The organism is Clostridium sardiniense, assembly GCF_050584765.1.
GTDB lineage: Bacteria > Bacillota > Clostridia > Clostridiales > Clostridiaceae > Clostridium > Clostridium sardiniense_A.
On sequence record NZ_JBNOOR010000003.1, the window covers coordinates 1 to 25,215 of the forward strand.

At 30.7% G+C, this 25,215-nt stretch carries 20 protein-coding genes and 8 tRNA genes; all 28 read right to left on the bottom strand.

Annotated elements, in window-relative coordinates; all coding sequences use genetic code 11:
- The 28 genes from ACQPUW_RS13860 to mfd all read right to left on the bottom strand — a co-directional run bounded on the left by ACQPUW_RS13860 (position 1) and on the right by mfd (position 25,201).
- Positions 1-71, bottom strand: a tRNA-Asn gene (locus tag ACQPUW_RS13860).
- A 372-nt stretch (positions 72-443) separates the two neighbouring features.
- Positions 444-1,949 (bottom strand): lysine--tRNA ligase, encoded by a 1,506-nt coding sequence (lysS, locus tag ACQPUW_RS13865; protein ID WP_204596749.1) that lies wholly within the window; start codon positions 1,947-1,949, stop codon positions 444-446.
- A 14-nt stretch (positions 1,950-1,963) separates the two neighbouring features.
- Positions 1,964-2,446 (bottom strand): transcription elongation factor GreA, encoded by a 483-nt coding sequence (greA, locus tag ACQPUW_RS13870; RefSeq protein ID WP_430838098.1) that lies wholly within the window; start codon positions 2,444-2,446, stop codon positions 1,964-1,966.
- A 285-nt stretch (positions 2,447-2,731) separates the two neighbouring features.
- On the bottom strand, positions 2,732-3,718 hold the full coding sequence (gene dusB, locus ACQPUW_RS13875) for a tRNA dihydrouridine synthase DusB (RefSeq protein ID WP_430838099.1): 987 nt from the start codon (positions 3,716-3,718) through the stop codon (positions 2,732-2,734).
- 11 nt (positions 3,719-3,729) lie between these two features.
- The gene (locus tag ACQPUW_RS13880; protein ID WP_430835221.1) at positions 3,730-4,509 is read right to left on the bottom strand and encodes a type III pantothenate kinase; all 780 of its coding nucleotides are present in this window, start codon (positions 4,507-4,509) and stop codon (positions 3,730-3,732) included.
- Between the two features lie 126 nt (positions 4,510-4,635).
- Positions 4,636-6,306: a formate--tetrahydrofolate ligase gene (locus ACQPUW_RS13885; protein WP_430838100.1), complete on the bottom strand. Its 1,671-nt coding sequence runs from the start codon at positions 6,304-6,306 to the stop codon at positions 4,636-4,638.
- Positions 6,307-6,516: 210 nt separating this feature from the next.
- Positions 6,517-8,319 carry an ATP-dependent zinc metalloprotease FtsH gene (ftsH, locus tag ACQPUW_RS13890; protein WP_430838101.1) on the bottom strand — a complete coding sequence of 601 codons (1,803 nt, stop codon included), beginning with the start codon at positions 8,317-8,319 and terminating at the stop codon, positions 6,517-6,519.
- 90 nt (positions 8,320-8,409) lie between these two features.
- On the bottom strand, positions 8,410-8,949 hold the full coding sequence (gene hpt / locus ACQPUW_RS13895) for a hypoxanthine phosphoribosyltransferase (protein ID WP_430838102.1): 540 nt from the start codon (positions 8,947-8,949) through the stop codon (positions 8,410-8,412).
- Positions 8,950-8,951: 2 nt separating this feature from the next.
- Complete coding sequence (tilS, locus tag ACQPUW_RS13900; RefSeq protein ID WP_430838103.1) at positions 8,952-10,352, bottom strand: tRNA lysidine(34) synthetase TilS; 1,401 nt, start codon at positions 10,350-10,352, stop codon at positions 8,952-8,954.
- A gap of 120 nt (positions 10,353-10,472) precedes the next feature.
- Positions 10,473-12,869 (bottom strand): stage II sporulation protein E, encoded by a 2,397-nt coding sequence (spoIIE, locus tag ACQPUW_RS13905; protein ID WP_430838104.1) that lies wholly within the window; start codon positions 12,867-12,869, stop codon positions 10,473-10,475.
- A gap of 373 nt (positions 12,870-13,242) precedes the next feature.
- Positions 13,243-13,331: transfer RNA gene (locus ACQPUW_RS13910), tRNA-Leu, on the bottom strand.
- Positions 13,332-13,338: 7 nt separating this feature from the next.
- A tRNA-Met gene (locus tag ACQPUW_RS13915) sits at positions 13,339-13,415 on the bottom strand.
- A gap of 8 nt (positions 13,416-13,423) precedes the next feature.
- A tRNA-Met gene (locus ACQPUW_RS13920) sits at positions 13,424-13,499 on the bottom strand.
- Positions 13,500-13,532: 33 nt separating this feature from the next.
- Positions 13,533-13,621: transfer RNA gene (locus tag ACQPUW_RS13925), tRNA-Leu, on the bottom strand.
- A 10-nt stretch (positions 13,622-13,631) separates the two neighbouring features.
- Positions 13,632-13,708 (bottom strand) — tRNA-Met (locus tag ACQPUW_RS13930).
- A 7-nt stretch (positions 13,709-13,715) separates the two neighbouring features.
- A tRNA-Met gene (locus tag ACQPUW_RS13935) sits at positions 13,716-13,791 on the bottom strand.
- Between the two features lie 20 nt (positions 13,792-13,811).
- Positions 13,812-13,900 (bottom strand) — tRNA-Leu (locus ACQPUW_RS13940).
- 326 nt (positions 13,901-14,226) lie between these two features.
- Positions 14,227-14,634: a S1 domain-containing RNA-binding protein gene (locus ACQPUW_RS13945; RefSeq protein ID WP_430838105.1), complete on the bottom strand. Its 408-nt coding sequence runs from the start codon at positions 14,632-14,634 to the stop codon at positions 14,227-14,229.
- Positions 14,635-14,691: 57 nt separating this feature from the next.
- A complete protein-coding gene (locus ACQPUW_RS13950) occupies positions 14,692-14,982 on the bottom strand; it encodes an FtsB family cell division protein (protein WP_430838106.1) in 291 nt (96 codons plus the stop codon).
- Between the two features lie 97 nt (positions 14,983-15,079).
- The gene (gene yabQ, locus ACQPUW_RS13955) at positions 15,080-15,469 is read right to left on the bottom strand and encodes a spore cortex biosynthesis protein YabQ (protein ID WP_430838107.1); all 390 of its coding nucleotides are present in this window, start codon (positions 15,467-15,469) and stop codon (positions 15,080-15,082) included.
- Between the two features lie 5 nt (positions 15,470-15,474).
- Positions 15,475-15,768: a sporulation protein YabP gene (gene yabP, locus ACQPUW_RS13960; RefSeq protein WP_430838108.1), complete on the bottom strand. Its 294-nt coding sequence runs from the start codon at positions 15,766-15,768 to the stop codon at positions 15,475-15,477.
- Between the two features lie 95 nt (positions 15,769-15,863).
- The gene (locus tag ACQPUW_RS13965; protein ID WP_204594071.1) at positions 15,864-16,121 is read right to left on the bottom strand and encodes an RNA-binding S4 domain-containing protein; all 258 of its coding nucleotides are present in this window, start codon (positions 16,119-16,121) and stop codon (positions 15,864-15,866) included.
- Positions 16,122-16,255: 134 nt separating this feature from the next.
- Entirely contained in the window at positions 16,256-16,531 is a 276-nt protein-coding gene (locus ACQPUW_RS13970; RefSeq protein WP_204594072.1) for an HU family DNA-binding protein, read from the bottom strand.
- Positions 16,532-16,759: 228 nt separating this feature from the next.
- Positions 16,760-18,214 (bottom strand): nucleoside triphosphate pyrophosphohydrolase, encoded by a 1,455-nt coding sequence (mazG, locus tag ACQPUW_RS13975; RefSeq protein ID WP_430838109.1) that lies wholly within the window; start codon positions 18,212-18,214, stop codon positions 16,760-16,762.
- Positions 18,215-18,237: 23 nt separating this feature from the next.
- Positions 18,238-19,773, bottom strand: a complete 1,536-nt coding sequence (locus ACQPUW_RS13980; protein WP_430838110.1) for a putative polysaccharide biosynthesis protein — start codon at positions 19,771-19,773, stop codon at positions 18,238-18,240.
- A gap of 98 nt (positions 19,774-19,871) precedes the next feature.
- Positions 19,872-20,423, bottom strand: a complete 552-nt coding sequence (gene spoVT, locus ACQPUW_RS13985; protein ID WP_430838111.1) for a stage V sporulation protein T — start codon at positions 20,421-20,423, stop codon at positions 19,872-19,874.
- 145 nt (positions 20,424-20,568) lie between these two features.
- Positions 20,569-21,582 (bottom strand): peptidylprolyl isomerase, encoded by a 1,014-nt coding sequence (locus tag ACQPUW_RS13990; protein WP_430838112.1) that lies wholly within the window; start codon positions 21,580-21,582, stop codon positions 20,569-20,571.
- A 106-nt stretch (positions 21,583-21,688) separates the two neighbouring features.
- Positions 21,689-25,201 carry a transcription-repair coupling factor gene (mfd, locus tag ACQPUW_RS13995; RefSeq protein ID WP_430838113.1) on the bottom strand — a complete coding sequence of 1,171 codons (3,513 nt, stop codon included), beginning with the start codon at positions 25,199-25,201 and terminating at the stop codon, positions 21,689-21,691.
- Positions 25,202-25,215: the final 14 nt, after the last annotated feature.

The window sequence follows — 25,215 nt, forward strand, 5'->3', positions numbered from 1 at the left end:
TCCGCGAAGAGGACTCGAACCTCCAACCTGTCGGTTAACAGCCGAATGCTCCACCATTGAGCTATCGCGGAATATTTGCTACATTTGATATTATATCATCTTTAAATTAAATTGCAACTCTTTTTTATTAAAAAAATTAATTTTTAATTGAATTCTTTTATAAAATACTCTCTAGACCTGATATATACTTCTTTCAAGTCTATTTTTAAAATCAATCATGTTATAACACTTAAACATTACTATTACACCAATTAACTAATACTATTGATAATGCAATAGAAAACTCACTGTAATTAATATTTAAAATACTAACTACTTCACTAAATACTATTCATAACTCCTCCCAATTTTAAGCATACAAATATATTAACATATTTGTATTTTAAAGGATATTAATGCATAAAAAAAGGATACCTCTAAAGAGATATCCTTAATATATTTTATTATTTTGCTGGTTTCATTGTTGGGAATAGTAATACGTCTCTTATTGATGATGAGTCTGTTAAGAACATAATCATTCTATCAATACCTATTCCAAGACCACCTGTTGGAGGCATCCCTGTTTCTAAAGCACTCATGAACTCTTCGTCCATCATGTATGCTTCGTCATCTCCGTATTCTCTTTCCTTAGCTTGTTGTTCAAATCTTTGTCTTTGAACTATTGGATCGTTAAGTTCTGAGTAAGCATTACATACTTCTCTTCCATAAACAAATCCTTCAAATCTTTCAGTAAATGCTTCATTTCCTCTCTTCTTCTTAGTAAGAGGTGAAATTTCTACTGGATAATCAACTAAGAATGTTGGTTGAATTAATTTTGATTCACCATATTCTTCGAATAACATATTAAGAACTTCTCCCTTAGTTACCTTATCTAAAGGTTTTGGGAATTCTAAATGCTTTTCTTTAGCAATAGCTTGTGCTTCTTCATCTGTTTTGATTTCATTGAAATCAACTCCAGCATATTCTTTAACAGCATCAACCATAGTAATTCTTCTCCATGGTGGCTTAAAGTCTATTTCTGTTCCTTCATACATTACCTTAGTTGTACCATTTACCTTTTCACATACATATGCAATCATATTTTCCATGATTTCCATCATATCATTGTAATCTGAATAAGCTTGGTATAATTCTATACAAGTGAATTCTGGATTATGTCTTACTGAAACTCCTTCATTTCTGAAGTTTTTACCCATTTCATAAACTTTTTCAAATCCAGCAACTATTAATCTCTTTAAATATAACTCAGTAGCAATTCTTAGGTACATATCTATATCTAAAGCATTGTGATGAGTTATAAATGGTTTAGCAGCAGCTCCTCCAGCTATTGGTGATAGTATTGGAGTATCAACTTCTAAGAATCCTCTATTATCTAAGAATTCTCTTATAGTTTTTATTATCTTTGATCTTTTTATAAAAGTATCTTTTACTTCTGGATTAGTAATTATATCTACTTCTCTTTGTCTATATCTTAAGTCTGGATCTTTTAATCCGTGGAATTTTTCTGGTAATGGCTTTAATGATTTACAAATTAACTCGAAATCTGAAACCTTAACTGAAACTTCTTCAGTTCTAGTTTTAAACACTTCTCCAGTCGCAACAACCCAGTCACCTAAGTCAAAACTCTTATATGCTTTTAAATTTTCTTCTCCAACTGCATCAATCTTTATAAATAATTGGATTTTACCATCTCTATCATGTATGTCTGAGAATACAACTTTACCTTGACCTCTCTTTGACATGATTCTTCCAGCTACAGTTACAGTCTTGCCTTCTAATTCTTCATAGTTTGATTTAACTTCTTCTGAACTATGTGTTCTTTCCACTTTATATACATCAAATGGATCTTTACCTGCAGCTTGTAATTCAGCTAATTTTTCTCTTCTAAGTGCTTCTTGCTCACTTAACTGAGCTTCTAATTCTTGTATATTCATTTCCTCAGTTGACATTAATTATCCCTCCGTTATGATCTGCTTATTTCTAAGACCTCGTATTTACTTACTCCATCAGGTACTGATATTTCAACTATGTCTCCGACCTTTTTACCTATAAGGCCAGCTCCTACTGGTGATTCATTTGAAATTTTAAATTCCATTGGATCAGCCTCTGCTGAACCTACTATTGTATAGATAACTTCTTCATCAAAATCATAGTCTTTAACCTTTACTTTTGCTCCAACTGCAACAACGTCTGATGGTATTTCTGATTCATCTACAACTTCAGCATTTTTAAGCATATTCTCTAATTGAAGGATTCTTCCTTCTGTAAAAGCTTGCTCGTTTTTTGCTTCGTCATATTCTGAGTTTTCACTTAAGTCTCCGTATCCTAATGCTACTTTTATTTTTTCTGTAATTTCTTTTCTTTTAACTGTTTTTAAATGCTCTAACTCGTTTTCAAGTTTTTTAACACCTTCATAAGTCATTACAAATTTTTTTTGTTCGCTCATACTTAACTCCCCTTTAATAACCTTCTACTGGTTTATATTTTAATTTAATATTTCTTAAACCTATCAAAATTTGGGCCCTATAACGAATATTCAAATTCATTTAAAATATTATAAAGCAGGGCCTATAATATGTCAACAAATCTAACTTTTTAAAAGTATTGTCAATAGTATATAGTATCTATTATATAACCACTTTATTCATAATAATACACTTTATTCAGAAATGTATTTTAAAATAATGTAACTTTTGAATAAACATTCCGTAATATTCAAAAGCTTACATTTTTATCTGCCAGTTTTTAAGTTCTTTAATTCGTTTTTGTAATTTATTAAAAGCTCCATAACAGCATCACTATCTTCTAATACATTCATTTCATTTCTTACATCTGTACATTTTGGAAGACCTTTTATATACCATGATGCATGCTTTCTCATCTCTCTTATAGCTTTATGATATCCGTCATACTTTATTGCTAGTTCATAATGTCTTATACACATATCAATCTTTTCTTCTGGAGTTATTTCCTTAAGCGCTTCTCCTTCAAGAATTCTTTGTATCTGTTTGAAAAGCCATGGATTACCCATACTTCCTCTAGCGACCATTATTCCATCACAATTAGTAAGTTCTTTCATTCTTAAAGCATCTTCTGGAGTAAATACATCACCATTACCTATAACAGGCACTTTCACTTTATCTTTTATTTCTTTTATTATATTCCAGTCCGCTTTTCCTTCATACATTTGTTTTCTTGTCCTACCATGTACAGCTACAGCATCTACTCCTGCATCTTCTAGAGCTAACGCAAACTCAACTGCATTTAGATTATCTTCATCAAATCCTTTTCTAAACTTTGCAGTTACAGGTTTTGATGAAACTTGTTTTATCTTTCTTACAATTTCTGCTGCAAGTTTTGGATCTTTCATAAGAGCTGATCCATCTCCATTTTTAACAATCTTAGGAGCTGGGCACCCCATATTTATATCTATAATACAAATATCTTTTCTATCATTAAAATGTTCCTCAACCATCTTTGCCATAATATCAGGATCATTTCCAAATATTTGTACAGCAACTGGCATCTCTTCATCTGAAATTCTAAGAAGCTTTTGCGTATTTTCACTGCCATAATATAAAGCCTTTGCACTAACCATTTCTGTATAAACTAGCCCACACCCTTGTTCCTTGCAAAGCCCTCTAAATGATATATCTGTTACTCCTGCCATAGGAGCTAGAAATACATTGTTTTCGAATTCTATATTCCCTATCTTCATTTCTTTGAGTTTTACTCCTTATTCTTATTGTATATTAATCTTAACCCTTCTAATGTTAAGTCGCTATCAACTATATCTATTGCATCAGTCTCTTTAGCAATTAAATTTGCAAGACCTCCTGTTGCAATAACTATAGGTTCTTCATTGCATTTATTTCTCATTTCGTTTTTCATTTTCTTTACTATATACTCAACTTGCCCAATATATCCATATAAAATACCTGCTTGCATACTTACAATTGTACTTTTACATATAATATTTTTAGGTACTTCAAGTTCTATTCTTGGTAGTTTTGCTGCTCTTTCGAATAATGCATCTGATGCAATTCTTACGCCCGGAACAATACATCCACCTAAATAATCTCCCTTTTCTGTTATTGAGCAAAATGTTGTTGCTGTACCAAAATCAATTACTATGTTTGGTTTTTTATATAGTTCAAAAGCCGCAACAGCATTAACTATTCTATCTGCCCCAACTTCTTTAGGATTATCATATTTTATATTTATTCCTGTCTTTATTCCAGGTCCTACTATTATAGGCTCCCTGCAGAAACATTTTCTTATCATATTTTCTAATGAATGCATTATATTAGGAACTACTGATGATATTATTATCCCCTTAACTTCCTTTGGATCTAAGTTATGCTGAGAAAATAACTGCATAACTTGTACGCTATACTCATCAGACGTTTTTTGTGCATCTGTTGATATTCTCCAACTAGCTATATAATTATCATCTTTGTGAACTCCTAAAACGATGTTTGTATTTCCTACATCGACAAGCAAAATCATAAAAGCACCACCTTAATATAGTTAAAAGCAGCTATAATTAAAGCTGCTTTTATTCTGATAAAATAACTTAATTTTAACAATATAATTTTAACAATTCAGTGGTATTTGTCAAGAGTTAACAGAACGTTAGAATAATCCTATAATTTCTCCATCATCCAATATGTCCATTTTATTCGCTGCTGGAACCTTTGGTAATCCTGGCATTGTCATAACATCTCCAGTTAATGCAACTATAAATCCAGCACCATTTGATACTCTTATCTCTTTTACAGTTATATCAAAATTTTCTGGTCTACCTAAAAGATTTGGGTTATCTGATAGTGAATATTGAGTTTTTGCCATACATATTGGAAGCTTATCTAAATTAAACTTTTCAAGTTCAGCTATTTGTTTTCTAGCTTGTGGTGTATAGTTTACACCATTTGCTCCATATATTTCCCAGGCTATAGTTTTAATTTTTTCTTCAATAGTATTATTTGTATCATATAAAACTTCAAATTTTGATTCTTCATTTTCTAATACATCAACTACTTCAGTGCCAAGTTCTATTCCACCTTCTCCACCTTTTGCCCAGACATCTGAAAGTGCAACTCTAACACCATTTTCTTTGCAGAAGTCTTTTATAAATTGAACTTCCTCTTCACTATCTGATGTAAATTTATTTATAGCCACAACTACGGGAACATTATACTTTTTAATATTCTCTATTTGTTTTTCTAAATTTGAAACACCTATTTTTAAGGCTTCAATATTTGGCGTATTAAGGTCATCTTTTTTCACTCCACCGTGATGCTTTAAAGCTCTTATAGTAGCAACTATAACAACACAATCCGGAGTTAATTCTCCATATCTGCATTTAATATCCAAGAATTTTTCAGCTCCAAGATCTGCTCCAAATCCTGCTTCTGTAACTACTATATCACTAAGTTTTAGTGCAAGTTTAGTTGCTATAACTGAGTTACATCCATGTGCGATATTCGCAAATGGTCCTCCATGAATTATAGCTGGAGTATTTTCTAATGTTTGAACTAAATTAGGCTTTATTGCATCTTTCATTAATAGTGCCATGGCACCTTGTATACCTAATTCTTTCGCATATACTGGCTCTCCATCTAAGTTATAAGCAATTAATATATTTCCCATTCTTTCTTTTAAATCACTTAAATCTTTAGCTAAGCATAATATAGCCATTATTTCTGATGCTACAGTTATCATAAATCCATCTTCTCTTAAAAAACCATTAATCTTTCCTCCAAGACCTACAACAACTTCTCTTAATGCTCTATCATTCATATCTATAACTCTTTTGAAAATTATTCTTCTTGAGTCAATTCTTAAATCGTTCCCTTGATGTATGTGATTATCTATAGCTGCTGATAACAAGTTGTTAGCTGATGTTATAGCATGCATATCACCAGTAAAATGTAAATTTATATCTTCCATAGGAACAACTTGCGCATATCCACCACCAGCAGCTCCCCCCTTGATACCAAATACAGGCCCAAGAGATGGCTCTCTAAGTGCTATAACTGAATTCTTACCCATTCTACGCAATGCATCTCCAAGTCCTACTGTAACCGTTGATTTCCCCTCTCCTGCCGGTGTAGGATTTATAGCTGTTACTAGGACTAATTTTCCATCTCTATTTCCTTGCTTCTCTTTTAGTGCATCTAATGATATTTTACATTTATATTTTCCGTATAATTCTATATCATCCTCATTTAAATTTAATTTTTCCGCTACCTTTGTTATATATTCCATATTTGCTTCTTGAGCTATCTTAATATCGCTTTTCATTAATACTAACCTCATTTCTTATTAAATAAATTTCAGTTCTCTAAAAATTATCTATTATTATACCCTACATATTACGAGTATACCATTTGTTTTAAATTTTTTGAAGCATTTTATCGAACGTTTATTGTTTTTTATTACTTATAGTTCGTATATTTCCTGATTATATTTTTATATAAAACAAAAAGGTTCTGTTTTCACAGAACCTTTAAATTACGCTTTATTAAATATTTCTTCGAATTCTTTACCTTCTATCTTTTCTTTTTCTAGAAGTACTTGAGCAACAGCGTGTAATTTGCTCATATTTTCTCTAAGTATAGCTTCGGCTCTTACATAAGCTTCATCAACAAAATTCTTAACTTCTCTATCAATTTCAGCTCCTATTTCTTCTGAGAAGTTTCTTCCTCTTCCAAGATCTCTTCCAAGGAATACTTCATTTTGATCTGATCCGTATGAAATTGTTCCAAGCTTTTCACTCATTCCATATTCCATAACCATACTTCTAGCAATTGCACTAGCTCTATCTATATCATTCTTAGCTCCAGTACTTATATCTCCAAGAATAAGTTGTTCTGAAACTCTTCCTCCTAGAAGTCCAACCATATCATCTTTAAGTCTAAGCTTTGAAGTATATGATCTATCTTCATCAGGTAGGTACATAGTATATCCGCCAGCTCTTCCTCTTGGGATTATGCTTATTTCATGAACTGGATCTGAATATTTTAATGACTTCATCACAACAGCGTGACCTGCTTCATGGTAAGCCGTAAGTTTTCTATCTTTTTCGCTAATAACTCTACTTTTCTTTTCTGGACCAGCTACTACTCTTGTTATCGCATCTTCCATATCTAGCATTGTTATAGCCTTATCTCCTCTTCTAACTGCAAGTAGTGCCGCTTCATTAGTAAGATTCTCTAAATCAGCACCTGAGAACCCTGGTGTTCTCTTTGCTAGGACATCTAACTTAACATCATCAGCTAGAGGTTTCTTTCTTGTATGAACTACTAAAATTTCTTCTCTACCTTTTACGTCTGGAGCTCCTACAACTATTTGTCTATCAAATCTACCTGGTCTTAATAATGCAGGATCTAAAATATCTGGTCTATTAGTTGCCGCTATCATTATGATTCCTTCATTCATTCCGAAACCATCCATTTCAACAAGTAATTGATTAAGAGTTTGCTCTCTTTCATCATGACCTCCACCAAGACCTGCTCCTCTTTGTCTACCTACAGCATCTATTTCATCTATAAATACTATACATGGAGCATTCTTTTTAGCATCTGCAAAAAGATCTCTAACTCTTGATGCACCTACTCCGACAAACATTTCAACGAAATCTGAACCTGATATACTAAAGAATGGTACACCAGCTTCTCCAGCTATCGCTTTTGCAAGTAAAGTCTTACCTGTTCCAGGAGGACCTACTAAAAGAACTCCTTTAGGTATTCTAGCTCCCATTTGTGTATACTTTGACGGTTCCTTTAAGAAATCAACAATTTCTTCTAATTCTTGCTTTTCTTCATCAGCACCAGCAACATCTTTAAATGTTACTTTTTTAGAATCTGGAGTAGCAACTTTAGCTCTATTTTTACCAAAGTTCATTACCCCTCGACCACCACCGCCGCCTTGAGATTGTTGTGTCATTACAAATAAAAGTACTAAGAATAATACAACCATAAGCACTGTTGGTATAATAGATAACCATGCTCCACTATTTGAAGGCTTTTCAAATTCTACTTTTACATTATTCTTAGGATTTTCACTAATTAACTTTGTAAGCATTGTCTCAGGTGCATATGTTATAAATTTTTGATTATTGTTCATTACACCTTCTATAGTCATATCGTCTTCACGAACATATATGCTAGTTATTTCGTTAGAACTCCACTTTTGTTGGAAAGAACTATATGAGATTGTATCTGATTTATTACCTGTTTCCCACAAGGCTACTGATGCAAAAATCAGTACCGCTAATGTGACAATCCATACAGCTGCACTTGAATATTTTTTCATTCAAGGCCCCCCTCTCTTTATAATATTTTAAATTTTACCATATGATTTTTTTAATTACAATAATTCCTATTTGTAAATATTTGAATTTTTTTATTTGTTGTATACTTCTTCTTTTAATATGCCAACGTAAGGTAGATTTCTATATTTTTCAGCATAATCGATTCCATATCCAACTATGAATTCATTAGGAACTTTAAATCCTATATATTTAACATCTAAATCTGCTGTTCTTCTCTCTGGCTTATTAAGTAATGATACAATTTCAATACTTTCTGCTCTTCTTGCTTTTAAGTATTTTAATAAATAACTTAATGTTATTCCACTATCAACTATATCTTCAACTAATAGTACATGTTTACCTTCTATACTATGGTCTAAATCTTTTAATATTCTTACAACACCTGATGATTCTGTTGCATCACCATAGCTTGATACTGCCATAAAATCTATTTCGCAAGGTATAGTTATATTTTTAATAAGATCTGATGCAAATAAAACTGATCCTTTTAAAACTCCAACTACAAGTAAATCTTTACCCTCATAATCTTTACTTATTTCAGCACCCAATTCCTTGACTTTTTTAGCTAAGTCCTCTTCATTAAATAATATCTCTTTTATATCTTCCCTCATGACTATAATTCCTCTCTTTTACACACTACCTTAATAATGTTTTCTGTTTGTTTAGTTACTTTATATGTATTAGATGTTTTAACGCCTAATAACCATGCAATTTCATTATCAAACTCAATAACTGGAATATTGTCTCTATAATCCTTAGGTATTTTCATATCAATAAATATATCTTTTATTTTTTTGCTACCTTTCATACCTAATGGTATTATTCTATCCCCATTTTTTCTTTTTCTAAGAGTAACATACTCATTAATTTTATCATAATCAAAATACTTAATTAAGTCATTATTGTTAAATTTTAAATTTTTTTCTTTTATTTTTACTTCAAATTCTATAAGACAACCTAAAAAATCTACTTGTAACCCATCTAACTCATCTTTTTTTATTTTAACCTCATGAATATCATCTTGTTTTTTTAATAATCTTTCCTTCTTCTTTATATATATTTCACCATATATATTTTCAGCATATATTCCATTAGGTAAATCTATTCTTTTATTTGTTCCTATATCTTTAAGTTCTATAACTTCTTTTATATGTTTCACTTCAAAATCATAAGTACTATTTGAAAGAGTTGTCAGAGCTTTTCTTATTACTCTAGTAATTATAGCCTTTTCTTTATCAAATAATTCCCTACTTAGTATTATTTCATCTTTTTTTACTATACAATACTTAGAAAAAGCCTTTTTAGCCTTATTATTGATAAAATCATTGTCTTCTTGAAGTAATAAACTCATTCTATTTATAGCTTTAACTACATCTCCATTAAAATTTTCCTTCATATAAGGCAATATATCTAATCTTATTTTATTTCTACTATATATATTTTCTAAGTTTGTCTTATCAATTTTAGGATTTAAATTATTATCCACGCAATACTTTTCTATATATTCCCTTTCTAAAAATAGTATGGGTCTTATATATATTCCATCTCTAATAACAGGAATTCCTCCTAAGCCTTCAAGACCAGTACCTCTCATCATTCTCATTATTATTGTTTCTGCCTGATCATTAGCATTGTGAGCTGTAGCAATCTTTGTGTATCCATTTTCTTTACTTATTTTATTAAAGAATCCATACCTTTCATCTCTTCCAGCAGTCTCACTAGATATTCCTCTATCTTTTGCTATTTTTTCTATCTCAAGTCTTATACTATAAAAATCTATTCCTAATTGTCCACAAAGCTCTTTAGCATACTCCTCATCTTTTAATGCCTCTTCTCCTCTAATCATATGATTTATATGAGCTGCTCCAATTTCTAAAGAATATTTATCTTTTATAGTGTGTAGTAAATGTAATAAACATACTGAGTCTGGACCTCCTGATAATCCAACTAGAACTCTATCTCCTTTATTTAAAAGTTCATTTTCTTCTATATAATTAATAAAATCGTTAATCAACTTTCTCACTTCCTATGTATAACTATTCATTTATATCATACCTTAATATTACACATTTTGTAATATTAAAATTATAAAAGCTGACTACAAGCCAGCTTTTATTATTAACATAACTACATTTTAATATGCAGAATAAACCTTAGATACCACAATAGTCATATCATCTTTTATAGTTCCATTGTTAATTTCTTTAGAATATTCTAATATATCTAGAACAAGTTCCTTAGGATCACTTCCCTTCTTAACAAGATAATCTTCAAGCCACCTAGAATCTCCGACCCCCTTCTTATCGACATCTAGAACTCCATCACTTAGTGTTATTATTATATCTCCGTTTTTAATCCTTTCTTCAGTACTTTCTATTTCTACCTTATCCACCAATCCAAAAGGCGGCATATTAGATGATATTTTCTTTATTTTATTTCCTCTCTTTATGAAACTAGCTGCTGCACCAACTTTATAGAATGATGCTTTACCTGTATATAAGTCTATTGTATTTAAATCTAATGTTGAGAATTTCTCATCCTCTTCAAATTTCATACTCATTATTGAATTTACTGTATTTAATGCAGTCTCAACTCCGAATCCTTCCTCAATAAATTTTTCAACTAAATCAACAGTTATTTTACTCTCTTTTCCAGCTTCCGGACCTGATCCCATTCCATCACTTAATAAAGTTATATATTGTCCACCTTCTAATCTTCCAAAAGAATAAGTATCTCCAGTTTGTTGTTCTCCTTCTTTAACTCTCATACCAGCATAAGAGACAACCTTATATCTTGGCATTTCTTTTAAGAATATAGCACAATCCTTATTGTTTGGTTGTATTCTACATCCTTCTTCACTAATCATCATTGGAGTTCTCACTAACTCATTAACTACTGGAAGTATATTCTTTATACAGTATGTTCCGCATGAACAGTTCTCCATACTTACCTTTATATTCATTCTTCCACCTTTATCTGTAAAGCAGAATATTTCTTTATACTTTATTGAATTCTTATTAAGTTCTTTTCTAATTATTCTTTCAAGCTCTGAGCACCAAGTAACATCACGTTTAAAATCTGAAACCATATTATCTAAATTATCTGATACATTCCTTATATGAGTTGCTACAAGTTTTCTACCTTCCTCTAGCTTCCTTCTTGTAATTTCATTGGCATTTAGTATATTTAATATTTCTTCTGAATTTCTTATAAGTTCTGATTTACCAATACACTTTTTTTCAAGTTCTATAGGGAAATTTTGTCTTCCTTCTTCTCTTCCCTTTAAAAGCTCTTGAAAAGCTGTATATGTCTGATTAAATTCTCTTTCCCAGCATTTATTGCAATCTGTACATACACTACATACTCTATCTGCTAGATTTTCAACTAATGCTGTACTTCTATTTTTATATTGTAATTTATTATTATCTGAAATACTATTTAAGGATGTTGCTAACATATCTAATGCATTTCCAAAGCCCTGTACTTTTCTTGAAAACTCATTCTTAACTTGGGATAGATGCTCCTCATTTATAGTATCTACCTTAGTCTCCTGACACATTTCAACCTCTAACCCATTAAATATTTTCTTAGGAATTATTAGGAAAATCATTCCTCCTACTAATATCTCAATAATTCCTTCCATATGCAACCCTTGAGAATATAGTGAAAGAATCAAATAAACCATTATAGATGATAAGAATGAGAATACCTTACCAGTTTCTTTAAATAATCCTACCATTAATCCTATGCTTCCATATAGTCCAATTCCGCTTATCATGTTTCCAGATGTAATTCCTACAACAACGCCCATTGCAATTCCAATAGCAGCTCCATTTGCAGCTCCACCAATATAAGCTATTGATATTACAGTGGCAAGTGATGCTATATTTCTTATACCAACTCCTGCAATAGTTATTCCACCAATTCCTGCAATCATCAAACACACTATTATTGCAATGCTTATTACTTCTTCTATATTAAAGAAATAGTTTGTATTATACTCACCTACACACTTCAATCCATACTTTATAACATAATATATAGGAAGGACAAGAATCGTATTTAACCCTGCAATTGTTACGTTAACTCCTATATCATAATTACTTATCACTAATCCATAAATTATATAGCTTAAAAATACTATAAAGAATAAATGCTTTTCATTTAGTCTTTTTTGAAGCTTATTTATAACTAAGCTATACCCTAATACCATAAGAACAGTTATTAGATACATCCATCCATCTTTTAATGTAGCATTTATTGTAAAATATCCAATCAAGGCTCCAACAGAAGCTACAACAACCTTACTCTGTTCTCTTCCAGCAACTACGCTAATTAAAAAGGCTAACCCAAATGGAGATACTCCAGCTATATCACCTTCTCCAATCATTATAGTAACTCTACTTAACAATAATGTAGCTATAAAAATAACTGCTAGCTTCGTAGGCTCATTCCTCACTTCTACTTTACTATTATTGTCTATTCCTTCTTCAAATCTTTTAAATGCTCCTCCATTAAGTCTGTACTGCATATATCTTCCTCCCAATTCCCATAATTTGTAATTTAATTATAACAACTATTCTTCTCGATATATGTCAATACATGGTGTAATTTTAAAATTTCGTCGGACATTATTCTTTTATATTTTTAATTTTCTATCTTTAGTATTATTTTTCGATATATTATTCATATCATATAAAAAGTTCCATGAAGTGCCATCTTCCAATACTTTGTAGCAATTTATTTTATTTTTACTCTTTGTCATTATATATATCAATTTGTTATTTCTTAACATATTTTTTTATGCATAAAAAAATAGAAGCTATAATAAATCTTTTTTCGACTATAGCTTCTATACTTTTATTTTATATAGCAAAAAAGATCTAAGAAGAATCTTAGATCTTTGGTGCCGAAGACCGGAATCGAACCGGTACGGTGTTTAACCACCGCAGGATTTTAAGTCCTGTGCGTCTGCCAGTTCCGCCACTTCGGCAGGCAATTGGTAGCGGAAATAGGACTTGAACCTACGACACTTCGGGTATGAACCGAATGCTCTAGCCAGCTGAGCTATTCCGCCACGCTTTGTGGTTGCGGGAGCAGGACTTGAACCTACGACCTTCGGGTTATGAGCCCGACGAGCTACCAACTGCTCCATCCCGCGATATTATAAATTATTTCATTTTTAAAATTAACTTGGTGCCGAAGACCGGAATCGAACCGGTACGGTGTTTAACCACCGCAGGATTTTAAGTCCTGTGCGTCTGCCAGTTCCGCCACTTCGGCATGAGTTAATTGGTAGCGGAAATAGGACTTGAACCTACGACACTTCGGGTATGAACCGAATGCTCTAGCCAGCTGAGCTATTCCGCCACATTTGTGGTTGCGGGAGCAGGACTTGAACCTACGACCTTCGGGTTATGAGCCCGACGAGCTACCAACTGCTCCATCCCGCGATATTATATTTTGAAAAACTTGGTGCCGAAGACCGGAATCGAACCGGTACGGTGTTTAACCACCGCAGGATTTTAAGTCCTGTGCGTCTGCCAGTTCCGCCACTTCGGCATGCGTTTTTCTCTCTGTCATTTCCTGACGACAATAGTTATTATATAGTATAGATATAGTACTGTCAACATTTATTCGAAACTTTTTTATAATAATATTACTTTTATTTTAAAAAGTTATGTTAAATGGCTATATTGCTTATGTTCTAAAGATAAAATATATTCTAATTTTTTATAATCTAATACCTATATCTATAATTTAAAAACTATTTTTTATTATTTCCATGTCATTTTACCCATATAAAATAATAAAAAGCCTCTAGTTAATCATCTAAGGGCTTTTTATTATATAGATTTATATATTAAATTTATATGATGTCGTGTATTTTAGAATGATTTTTTACCACTCTTGCTTTTGAAATCTTGATGCTTTTTAACATCTTGCATTCTTTCTTCACTATCTTTTAAGAACTTAGACATCTTATCCTCAAAATTTCCGCCAGCTTTTTTCTTTTCAGTTACCCAATCAAATTCAGCTGGTCTAACTGATTTTTTTGGCTTAGTTTCAGCTTGCTTTATTGATAAACTAATTTTTCCGTTATCATCAATTGATATAACTTTTACTTTTACTTTATCTTGTTCTTTTAAATGTTGTCTTATGTCCTTTACAAAAGAATCTGCTACTTCTGATATATGAACTAGACCTGTTTTTCCGCCTTCTAATTCTACGAAAGCTCCGAAATTAGTAATATTTACCACTGTACCTTCTAATATGTTTCCTGCCTCTAAGGTCATGTTTAAAAGACTCCTCCTTAATTTAAATAAAATATATATGTTATTATTAATAATAACCTACTTTTCAGACTTTGAGTCACCTTTTTTATCATTTACGACTTGTTCACCTGGTTTAACCATCTTAAGTCTTTCTCTAGCTAAGGTCTCAATATACTCATCAGAATTAGCACTTTTAACTTCCTCTTCAAGCTGCTTGTTTTTTTCCTTCAGCTTTTCTAATTCTGTATGCTTCTGAGCTATAGTATCTTCTATTCTTTTTATAGCTCTCTCTTGTCTAACAAAACTAAGTAAAAAAACAAGGCTTAGTACTAAGATTATTAAGTTCTTCCCTTTTATCTTTTTTATCATCCATAGTACCTCATTTTTTAAATTCTATAAATATATTTTAAACACTCTGAACTCTTAATTCAAGTTATTTTTAATTATATTTAGCTTTTATTTAAAATTAGTTTTTATTATTAATTTTTGACCATATAATTCTTAGGGGATAACTTGCATTTTTGTAGCTTCTTCTCACTATTGTCTTTGTGCCGAAAAGAATTATATTTTCTAATTTATATATGGCTTTGCTAAATAATTTTAGATATATAAGCAAAGATACTCCCATACATAAATAAACATATGGCCCCAAAAAAGCAAAGTTTGTGTAAAGCAAAAACGTAAATATAGCTAGTGCTGATAATATCCAAAATAGGATATCCTGTATCATTACTATTATTTTATGTCCTTTTTTTCCTCTTAATATTCTATATATGTCGAAAAAAATTCCTAAAATAAATCCAGCAGCTAATGCATAAAATACAATATTAAATTGAACTTCTAACTCTAATGGCATATTTTTTACCTACTTATAAGCTTTTTTAAATTTATTCTTCTTCTTTTTCGCTTTACTTTACCACTGTATATCATGCTTGTAATATGTCCCTCTATTATTACATCCCCATTTTTAACATCTAGCTTATTCATCTTAAGTCCTTGACCATTGATTTTAAGCTTTCCAAGTATAGTATTAAGTACTATCTTCTCATCATCAAAACTCATTACTTCATCAACACCTGTTAATGAAAGTTTTTTTCTATTCTCTAGTTCCATCTTACTTTTGCAAGCTTGTATGTTATCAGATTTCTTTTCCATATATAATCTCCTTTAGACATTACTCTTATTAAGAAATATATGTGATTATTAATTTCTATATTCTTAAATTGACGTCTTTAAAGATTATTATGAAATTATTCTATTTCTGCACCCTCTAATATCTTATACATATCCTTTGCATCTTCTTTTTTAACATGCTCTACTATATTTAGAACTTCAGCACGTAATGATCTATTTGCAAATGTAATTTCTATTATGTCCCCTTCTTTTACTTGAGTTCCTGACTTTGCTATTTTACCATTTATAGAAACTCTTTCACTTTCACACGCTTCTTTAGCAATAGTTCTTCTCTTTATAAGTCTTGAAACCTTTAAATACTTGTCTAATCTCATACAAAGTCACCTTCTTTTTTTAAATTTATATCCACCACTATTTAGTGATGGATATATTACATCTAATGTTTAATAATATTCAAATTAAAACTTAATTTTATAAAAGAACCCGAGTCTCCTCGGGTTCAAAAAAATTACTTATTAACTTTTTCTTTAAACTCTTTACCAGCTTTGAATACTGGAACAGTTGATGCTGGAATTTTTATAGTTTCTTTAGTTCTTGGGTTTCTTCCTTCTCTAGCTGCTCTTTCTCTAGTTTCGAAAGTTCCGAATCCAACTAATTGAACTCTTTCACCATTTTCTAAAGCTTCTTCAACACTTTCTATAAATGCTTTTAAAGCTACTTCTGCATCTTTTTTAGTTAACTTTGACTTTTCAGCCATACTAGTAATTAATTCTGCTTTATTCACAATTACATCCTCCTTAAATAACTAGTTACATATTTATAGTACTAACTAATTCTTTATGTACTACACTTACATTATCTTATTATATTATTACTTTGTACTCTCGTCTATACTGAATATATAAATATTCATATATTCCTGTAAAAAAAAGCTAATTTAATACAATAATTTGGAAGTATAGAATTTATTACTTAATTATATTCTCTAAAAACCTTGAAAATCCTTCTAAATCTAATTATTTTCTTGTCTTTTAGCCTCATTCCAAAGTTCATCCATTTCTTCAAGAGACATATCTCTTAAATCTTTTCCTTTGGCAATTGCCTGTTCTTCTATATAACTAAATCTTCTTATGAATTTATCAGTTGTTTTATTTAATGCTTCTTCTTCATCAACATTTAGAAATCTTGCTACATTTACACATGCAAACAATAAATCTCCAACTTCTTCTGTTATCTTTCCCTTATCTTCTGTATTATATACATCTAAAACTTCATTTAATTCTTCTGTTACCTTTTTTGATGCATCTTCTACATTATCCCAATCAAATCCAACTTTTCTCGCCTTGTTTTGAATCTTATGAGCTCTAATTAAAGCTGGAAGAGCATTTGCAACACCTCTTAATTCTTCCGTTACTGTTTCAAATCCCTTCTCTTCCTTCTTTATTTCTTCCCAATTTTGTACAACTTCTTCTGAACTGCAAGCATCTTTACCCTTAAATATATGCGGATGTCTATCTATCATCTTAGTATAAATTCCTTCTATTACATCACTAAAATCAAAATATCCATCTTCTTTTCCTATTGATGAATGGAATATCACATGTAATAAAACATCCCCAAGTTCTTCTATCAACGCATTATCATCATCTTTTTCTATGGCATCTTTAACTTCATAGCTTTCTTCAACTATTCCATTTTTTATACTTTCATGAGTTTGTTCTCTATCCCAAGGGCATCCTTCATCACTTCTTAATACATCTATTAAAGCTATTAAATCATTTATGTCCTTTTTATTGTTTAAATCTTTAGGTATATACACAGATGTTAGATAATCTATATCCTCTTGCATATCAAGTTCATATAGTGGGATTTCCCTTATACTCTCTAAACCTTCAATACCTGCCGCTCTTACATAAATTATCTTTGTTTCATCATCATAACACTCTAAAAGCTTAAGCTTAACTTCTGATGCAATAAATGGATTGTATACTTGTGTTATTATAGTACCTATTCTCTTATCCATTATTTGATTATTTATATCAAAAGCGTCAATAACTTTAAGACCTTCAATAGGATCTATTTTAAGTCTATCCATCATTGCATCAATAAAGCTAACTGCTGGAAGAATATCGTACTCTATTTTCTCTTCATCACAAATCTCCATAAGATTTGATACTGATTTTTCTGCGACTAACGGATGCCCTGGAACTGCATATACAACATTTCCTGTTTCTTTATGAATTTCAACTAAGTCTTCTGCTATATTTTTATAGACTTCATCAAAACTTTCTCCACTATTATAAAAATGATCATATGTTTTAAATTCTATATTTCTTTTTCTTATAAACTCAACTGTTGGGTGAATTTCTGTTCTAAAATAAATATTATCACTTTCTTCTAATACTCTTAGTGCACCTACGGTAAGAGCATCACTAGCTCCTGGTCCTAAACCAATAATCTTAATCATTAGGTAGTTCTCCTTTTGTATGTTTATTTTTTATAAAATCTGCTCTTTACTTCTTCAACATAAAACACTCTCATGCAAATTATTGAAGCCATATATACTATAATACCTAAAAATACTGATAATAAGCAAGATACTCCATTACTCATTGTATAGTTTAAAATCATTTTATAGCTAAATAAAACTGCAGCTGTCATTATAACTGATGCAATTATAGGTTTTATTATATTATTATTTATTTTAATTTTTGTTTTTAAATTCACTTTTAGTAAAATCATATTTAAGATTGTCGTTACGATATAAGCTAATATACTCGCTATTACAGCTCCATATATATTAAATTTAGGCATAGGAACTAGCATGAGAGTTAGTATAAGCTTTATTCCACAACCTACAAAAAGATTTACAACTGGAAGTATATATCTACCTACTCCTTGTAATATAGATGTAGTAGTTTGAGTTAAAATTACAAAAGGTACCGTAAGCGAAAGATATCTAAGAATCTCGAATCCCTCATATCTTCCTGGAAATATAAGTTTCATTATTGGTTCTGCCATAAAAAACATACCAAACATACATGGTATTGATATAACAGTTGAAATCTTTATTGCTAGATTTACTTTATTTTCAACATCTCTAGTTCTTCTTAAAATATATTGTTCTGCTATTATTGGAATTAATGATATAGATAGAGCCATTGAAAGAGTCATTGGTATATTTACTATAACGGAAGCCTTCCCTGTAAGCTGTGCATATAGAATTGTTGATTGTTGCGTTGTAAACCCTGCTTCTAATAATTTTTGTGGAATAAATATAGAATCAATAAGATTCATTATTGTTCCAACTGTAGCTCCTAGTGATATAGGAATTGCAATTCTAAGTATTTTACTCATAACAGCTGGATCACTTTTCACTTTCTTGATTCCATAATTTTTCTTAGTAATTAGATATTTAATATATAGATATCCACCTCCAAGTAGCCCTCCTGCTGCTGCACCAAAAGCTGCACCACCGGCTGCAAATTCTATTCCTTTTGGAAGAAATAAAACAGCTAGTCCAACTCCAAAAACTACTCTACCAATCTGCTCAAGAACTTGCGATGCTGCAGATGGTGTCATATTTTGAAGGCCTTGAAAGAATCCTCTAAATATTGTCATAACGGAAATTATGAGAGGTGCAAATGATATACCTATCAATGAATAATAAGCCTTCATGTCCCATTTTAGAAAATTAATTATAGGCTTTGCAAAGAAAAATAAAAAGAATGTTGTCCCAGCACCCAGTATAAGCATCATATAGGTAGAACATTTTACAACTTTAAAACTTCCTTCTATGTCACCCATTGCATTATTTTCTGAAACGATTTTAGAGATAGCAACTGGTACTCCTGATGCTATGGCTACAAAAAACATATATAAAGGGAATGACATTTGATAAAGTCCTATTCCTTCATCACCTATAAGCATTATAAGAGGCCATCTAAAAAATACCCCGAGGAATTTTGCTAGTATTCCAGCAGTTCCTAATATTATACTACCCTTTATTAGGGATTGTTTCTTCATAAAATACCTCCAAACTTTTCTTTTACTAATAATTATTATTGTAAGTTTAGAGGTATTATTACTTTTATTTTCTGTTTTACTTAATAAAAAATATTTTTTTATTGTTCCATTTGCTTTCCTAAGAAAGCTGCAGCTGTTTCTGCTAATTTAAGTTCTAATTCTCCCATCTTTTCTCCTGATTGTTTTGATAGGATAACAACAGCTCCAATTGCGTCACCTTCTGCAATTATAGGTGCTACTACTTGTGATGTCATTCCTTCTACGTCTTCATCACTATGTAATGGGATTAATTTTTGATTGCCGTCCCCAAGCAATACTGGTTTTCTACCTTCCATAACAGTTTCAAGTTCGTTGCTTATTTTTCTATCTATGTAATCTTTCTTAGGCACACCACTTGCTGATATAAATGCATCTTTATCACTTATTAAGATTATATGTCCAATAGCTTGTTGTAAACTTTCAGCATACTCTTTTGAGAAGTCTGTAAGTTCTCCAATAGGGGAATACTTCTTAAGAATTACTCCACCTTCTCTATCTGTAAAGATTTCAAGTGGATCTCCTTCTCTGATTCTTAAAGTTCTTCTTATTTCTTTTGGTATAACAACTCTACCTAAATCATCAATACGTCTTACAATTCCTGTAGCTTTCATTTATAATTAACCTCCTTAATAAAATACTATTAAAATTAGTAGCACTATTATTATTTAACTAGATAGAAATTTTATGCACATATAACCAATATTTAAAAGAAAAAAAAGAACACCTAACAATTTAGATGTTCTTTAAATGTATAATTTATGATTGAAGTTTATCTTCGTATACTTTAACTCCAATTTCATCTTTCCACTTTTTAATAGTTTCAGTATAAGCCTTTTGTTGTTCTGAACTTAATAAATTATCTTTTATATCACTCTTTACATAATCAAGTGGCATTATACCTGGCTTTTCCATAACATTTTCTACTTTTATTAAGTGATATCCATACTTAGTCTTAACAGGTTGTGATATCTCACCGTTTTTAAGCTTCTTAGCAGCACTCATAAACTCAGGTAAGTATTGAGTTGAATCATAAGCAACATATCCTAATGAACCACCAGTAGCTTTAGTATTATCAGTATTATACTTTGCAGCCGCCTGTTCAAAAGTTGTTGATTTATCTAAAATTTCTTTTCTTACTTTTTCTGCTGTCTTTTCATCTGGAAGAACTATATTGTATATCATAGCTCCAGCCTTATCTACTTTAAATGAGTCTTTATTTTCATCATAGTACTTTTTAATAGATTCATCACTAACTTTTAAATCTTTATATATATGATCATCAAGAGTTGTTTTTACTATTATGTTTTCTTTTAACATTTCTTTAACTGCAGCATCATCTTTAAGACCACTTTGTTGATATGCTGCTTTAAACTCATCTTCTGTCTTATACGCAGTCTTCATTTTATCAAATTGTGAATTAACTTCTTTATCTAATTCTTCTGTTGAAGGAACCCATTTATTCTTTTCAGCTTCTTGTACTATTACTTTTGTATCTACTAAACTCTCTAACATTTGTTTTTCTTGAGCTTGTAATTGAGCTTTTACTTGCTCATTATTTTTATAATCTTTTCCAAATTGCTGTTCGTATTGTTTATAATAATATGTCATTGCGTCTGTTAAATCTTGTCTTGTTATCTTTTGGTCTCCAACTTTAGCTAATGTTTCTTTTTGTACTGCTTCTGGAGTCTTTTGTATCATCTTACATCCTGCAAATGACATACTAGCCATCACAACTAATCCTAGAGCTACTAACTTTTTAATCTTACCCACGTTTTTTCCCTCACTTCACTAATTTTATTTTATAACGATTTATTTTCTAAAATTTCACATGTTTTAAGTATAACAATATTATAACCTCAATTCAATTATTTAACTTTTAAGTATTTATTACTTTTATAATATTGTCTAACATTTCCTTAAAGAATGGTAAAGTTTCTTCTTTTTTTACACTATTTTGCTTAAATTCAAATTCTGGGTTATTTCCAAATTTAAGTATAACATTATTTTTGTATTTTTCTAATAAAACTTTAAATACTTTTTCATATTCTTTATCACCTTCTACAAATTTAAAGAATATACCTTTTGGAGTTTCTTTTATCTCTTCTACATTAAGCTCTCTAGCTTTACTCTTTATATAAGCTATATCCATCAAATTATAAACTGAATCAGGAATGTCTGAATATCTATCTTCAAGTTCATCTTTAATTTCCATATATTCATCATAACTTTCAATTGCAGCAATCTTCTTATATACTTCAATCTTTTGATTTTCATCCTTTATAAAGCTTTCTGGAATATATGCATCTACCTTAATATCAACAGTCGTTTCAATAGGTTCTTTTGTGATTTCACCCTTAATAAGCTTTATTGTATCTTCAAGCATTCTGCAATATAAATCATAACCTATAGTGGCCATATGACCATGTTGTGCAGATCCCATCATATTTCCTGCACCTCTTATTTCTAAATCTCGCATAGCAATCTTAAAGCCTGAGCCTAGTTCTGTAAAATCTTTTAATGCTTTAAGTCTCTTTTCCGCTACTTCTGTTAAAACTTTATCCTTAGTATATAAAAGGTATGCATATGCAATCTTATTAGATCTTCCAACTCTTCCTCTTAATTGATAAAGCTGTGAAAGCCCCATCTTATCTGCATCATAAACTATTATTGTATTTACATTTGGCATATCTATACCTGTTTCAATAATAGTAGTACATACTAAAACATCATACTCCTTATTCACAAAGGCCATCATTTCCGTTTCAAGTTGTCTCTCTGTCATTCTTCCATGTGCAAATGTTACTCTACTTTCAGGAACTAATTCTTTAATATAGTTTGCCATGCTTTCAATACTTTCTACTCTATTATAAACAAAGAAAACCTGACCCCCTCTATTCATCTCCCTAAGTATAGCATCTCTTATAAGTTGATCATTTTGCTCTATAACATAAGTTTGTACAGGGTATCTCTCTTCAGGTGGAGTCTCTATGACTGAAATATCACGAGCTCCTGTTAAAGACATATGAAGAGTTCTTGGAATTGGTGTTGCACTAAGTGTTAGTACATCAACATTCTTTTTAATCTCTTTTATTTTCTCTTTTTGTTTAACTCCAAATCTTTGTTCTTCATCAATTATAAGAAGTCCTAAATCCTTAAACTGTATATCTTTAGCTACAAGTTTATGTGTTCCTATAAGTATATCAACATTCCCCTCTTTAGCTGCCTGTATAGTAGCTTTCTGCTGCTTTGCAGTCCTAAATCTACTTATCATATCTATCTTTATAGGAAAATCTGAGAATCTCTTAACCATATTTTTATAATGTTGCTCTGCAAGTATTGTTGTTGGAACTAAGAATGCTACTTGCTTTCCATCCATAACAGCTTTAAATGCAGCTCTTACAGCTACTTCCGTCTTACCATATCCAACGTCACCACAAAGAAGTCTATCCATAGACTTTTGTGATTCCATATCCTTCTTAATCTCTTCAAGAGATGTTAGTTGGTCAGGAGTTTCATCATAAGGGAATTCATCCTCAAACTGTCTTTGCCATTCTGTATCCCTACTGAATTTATATCCCTTTAGTGTAGCTCTTGTTGCATAAAGTTTTACTAAATCCTTTGCTATTTCATTTATAGAAGTTCTAACTTTACTTTTAGCCTTTTGCCACTCAGTTCCTCCTAGTTTATTAACTTTAGGAGTCTTTCCTTCACTACCTATATACTTCTGTATAAGGTCAAGTTGCTCAACTGGTACATAAAGCTTATCTCCCTTTTGATATACTATATCTAAATAATCTCTAGTATTTCCTGATACCTCTATCTGCTTTATACCTTTATATACACCAACTCCATGGTTTACATGAACAACATAATCTCCTATTTTAAGCTCTGCAAAGGAGTTTATTTTTGATACTCCCTTTCTTTGCTTTCTCTTCTTTGGTAATTTTCTTTTCGCTTCACCAAAGACTTCTTTATCTGATATTACACAAACTTTTTCATTTGGATATTCAAATCCCTTTAGAAGATTACCAAAAGTTATAACAACTTCTCCACATTGTATATTATCTACAGTATCTTTATAAACACTTTCTATATCTCTGTCTCTTAACGTATCAACTAATCTTTCTCCCCTTGTTCTTGTACCAGAAAGAATTAGTGTTCTAAAACCTTTATTTTTCTTATCTTTAATATCATCAATTAATAAATCTAATTGCCCTTGATAATTATGAAGAGTTAATTGAGATATATTAGTTATAGAACGAGGTCTAAATATCTCTCTACTCTTTTGGAATGTATCTAAAGTTATTAAATTAGATTCTTCAAATTTATCTACTACTTTATTATAGTCAATTAATAGTTCTGAGTGCTTTGGAAGTATATTTCCCTTTTGAAGGAATATTGAAAAATTCTCTCTAAATTCAGTATAGGTTCCTTCTAGTTTTCCAAGGACTCTTGTTGTATCATCTATTATAAAATTGTACCCTTTAAAATAATCAAATAAACTCTCAAGCTTTTCATAGAAGAACGGTAAATATGAGTCTATAGTTTCGAAACTTGAAGTCTGAACTAAACTTTCTAAGTTTCTATTTATAGTCTCAGATAGCTTTTCCTTAACTTCTTTATCTTTATTACTCTCTAAAGATTTATTTAGTTCATTTCTTAAATTCTCTTTAGCATAACTTATAACATCATCATCTATTATTATTTCCTTAGCAGGGAAAATATCTACTGATTTTACTTTTTCTATACTTCTTTGAGATTCTACATTGAAGGTTCTTATAGAATCAATTTCATCTCCAAATAATTCTACTCTGTAAGGGTATGCTGAATCTGGTGGATATACATCAAGTATACCTCCTCTTAGCGCAAATTCTCCCTTACCTTCCACCATCTCTACTCTTTCATATCCGCCTTCAATTAGTAGCCTACTAACACTGGAGAAATCAACTTCATCATTTACACTCAAATTGATTTTATGCTTTTCATAATACTCCCTTGGAGTGTAGTTTGCCGCAAAAGCTTCTATTGATGTTACTATTATTTTCTTCTTCTTATTTAAAATTTCTTTTATAACCTTAAGTCTAGCCCACCTTAGATCTCCTGATATTGCGTCTATATTATAGAAAACAACTTCCCTTACTGGAAAATAATAAACTTCTGTAGAGTAGAAACTTAAATCTTCATATAAATTTTTTGCCTCAATATCACTATGAGTAACTACAACTAATGGTCTATCATACTTTTCAAATAGAGCATCTATTAAGTACGTTCTACCCGATTCAGATAAACCATATATTGCAGAAGGAAATTTCTTATTATCTATATTATTGCTTATCTCATTAAATTCCCCACTCTCAATTAAGGGCGTCATTAACCCTTGTAACCTCATGTTATACATCCTCC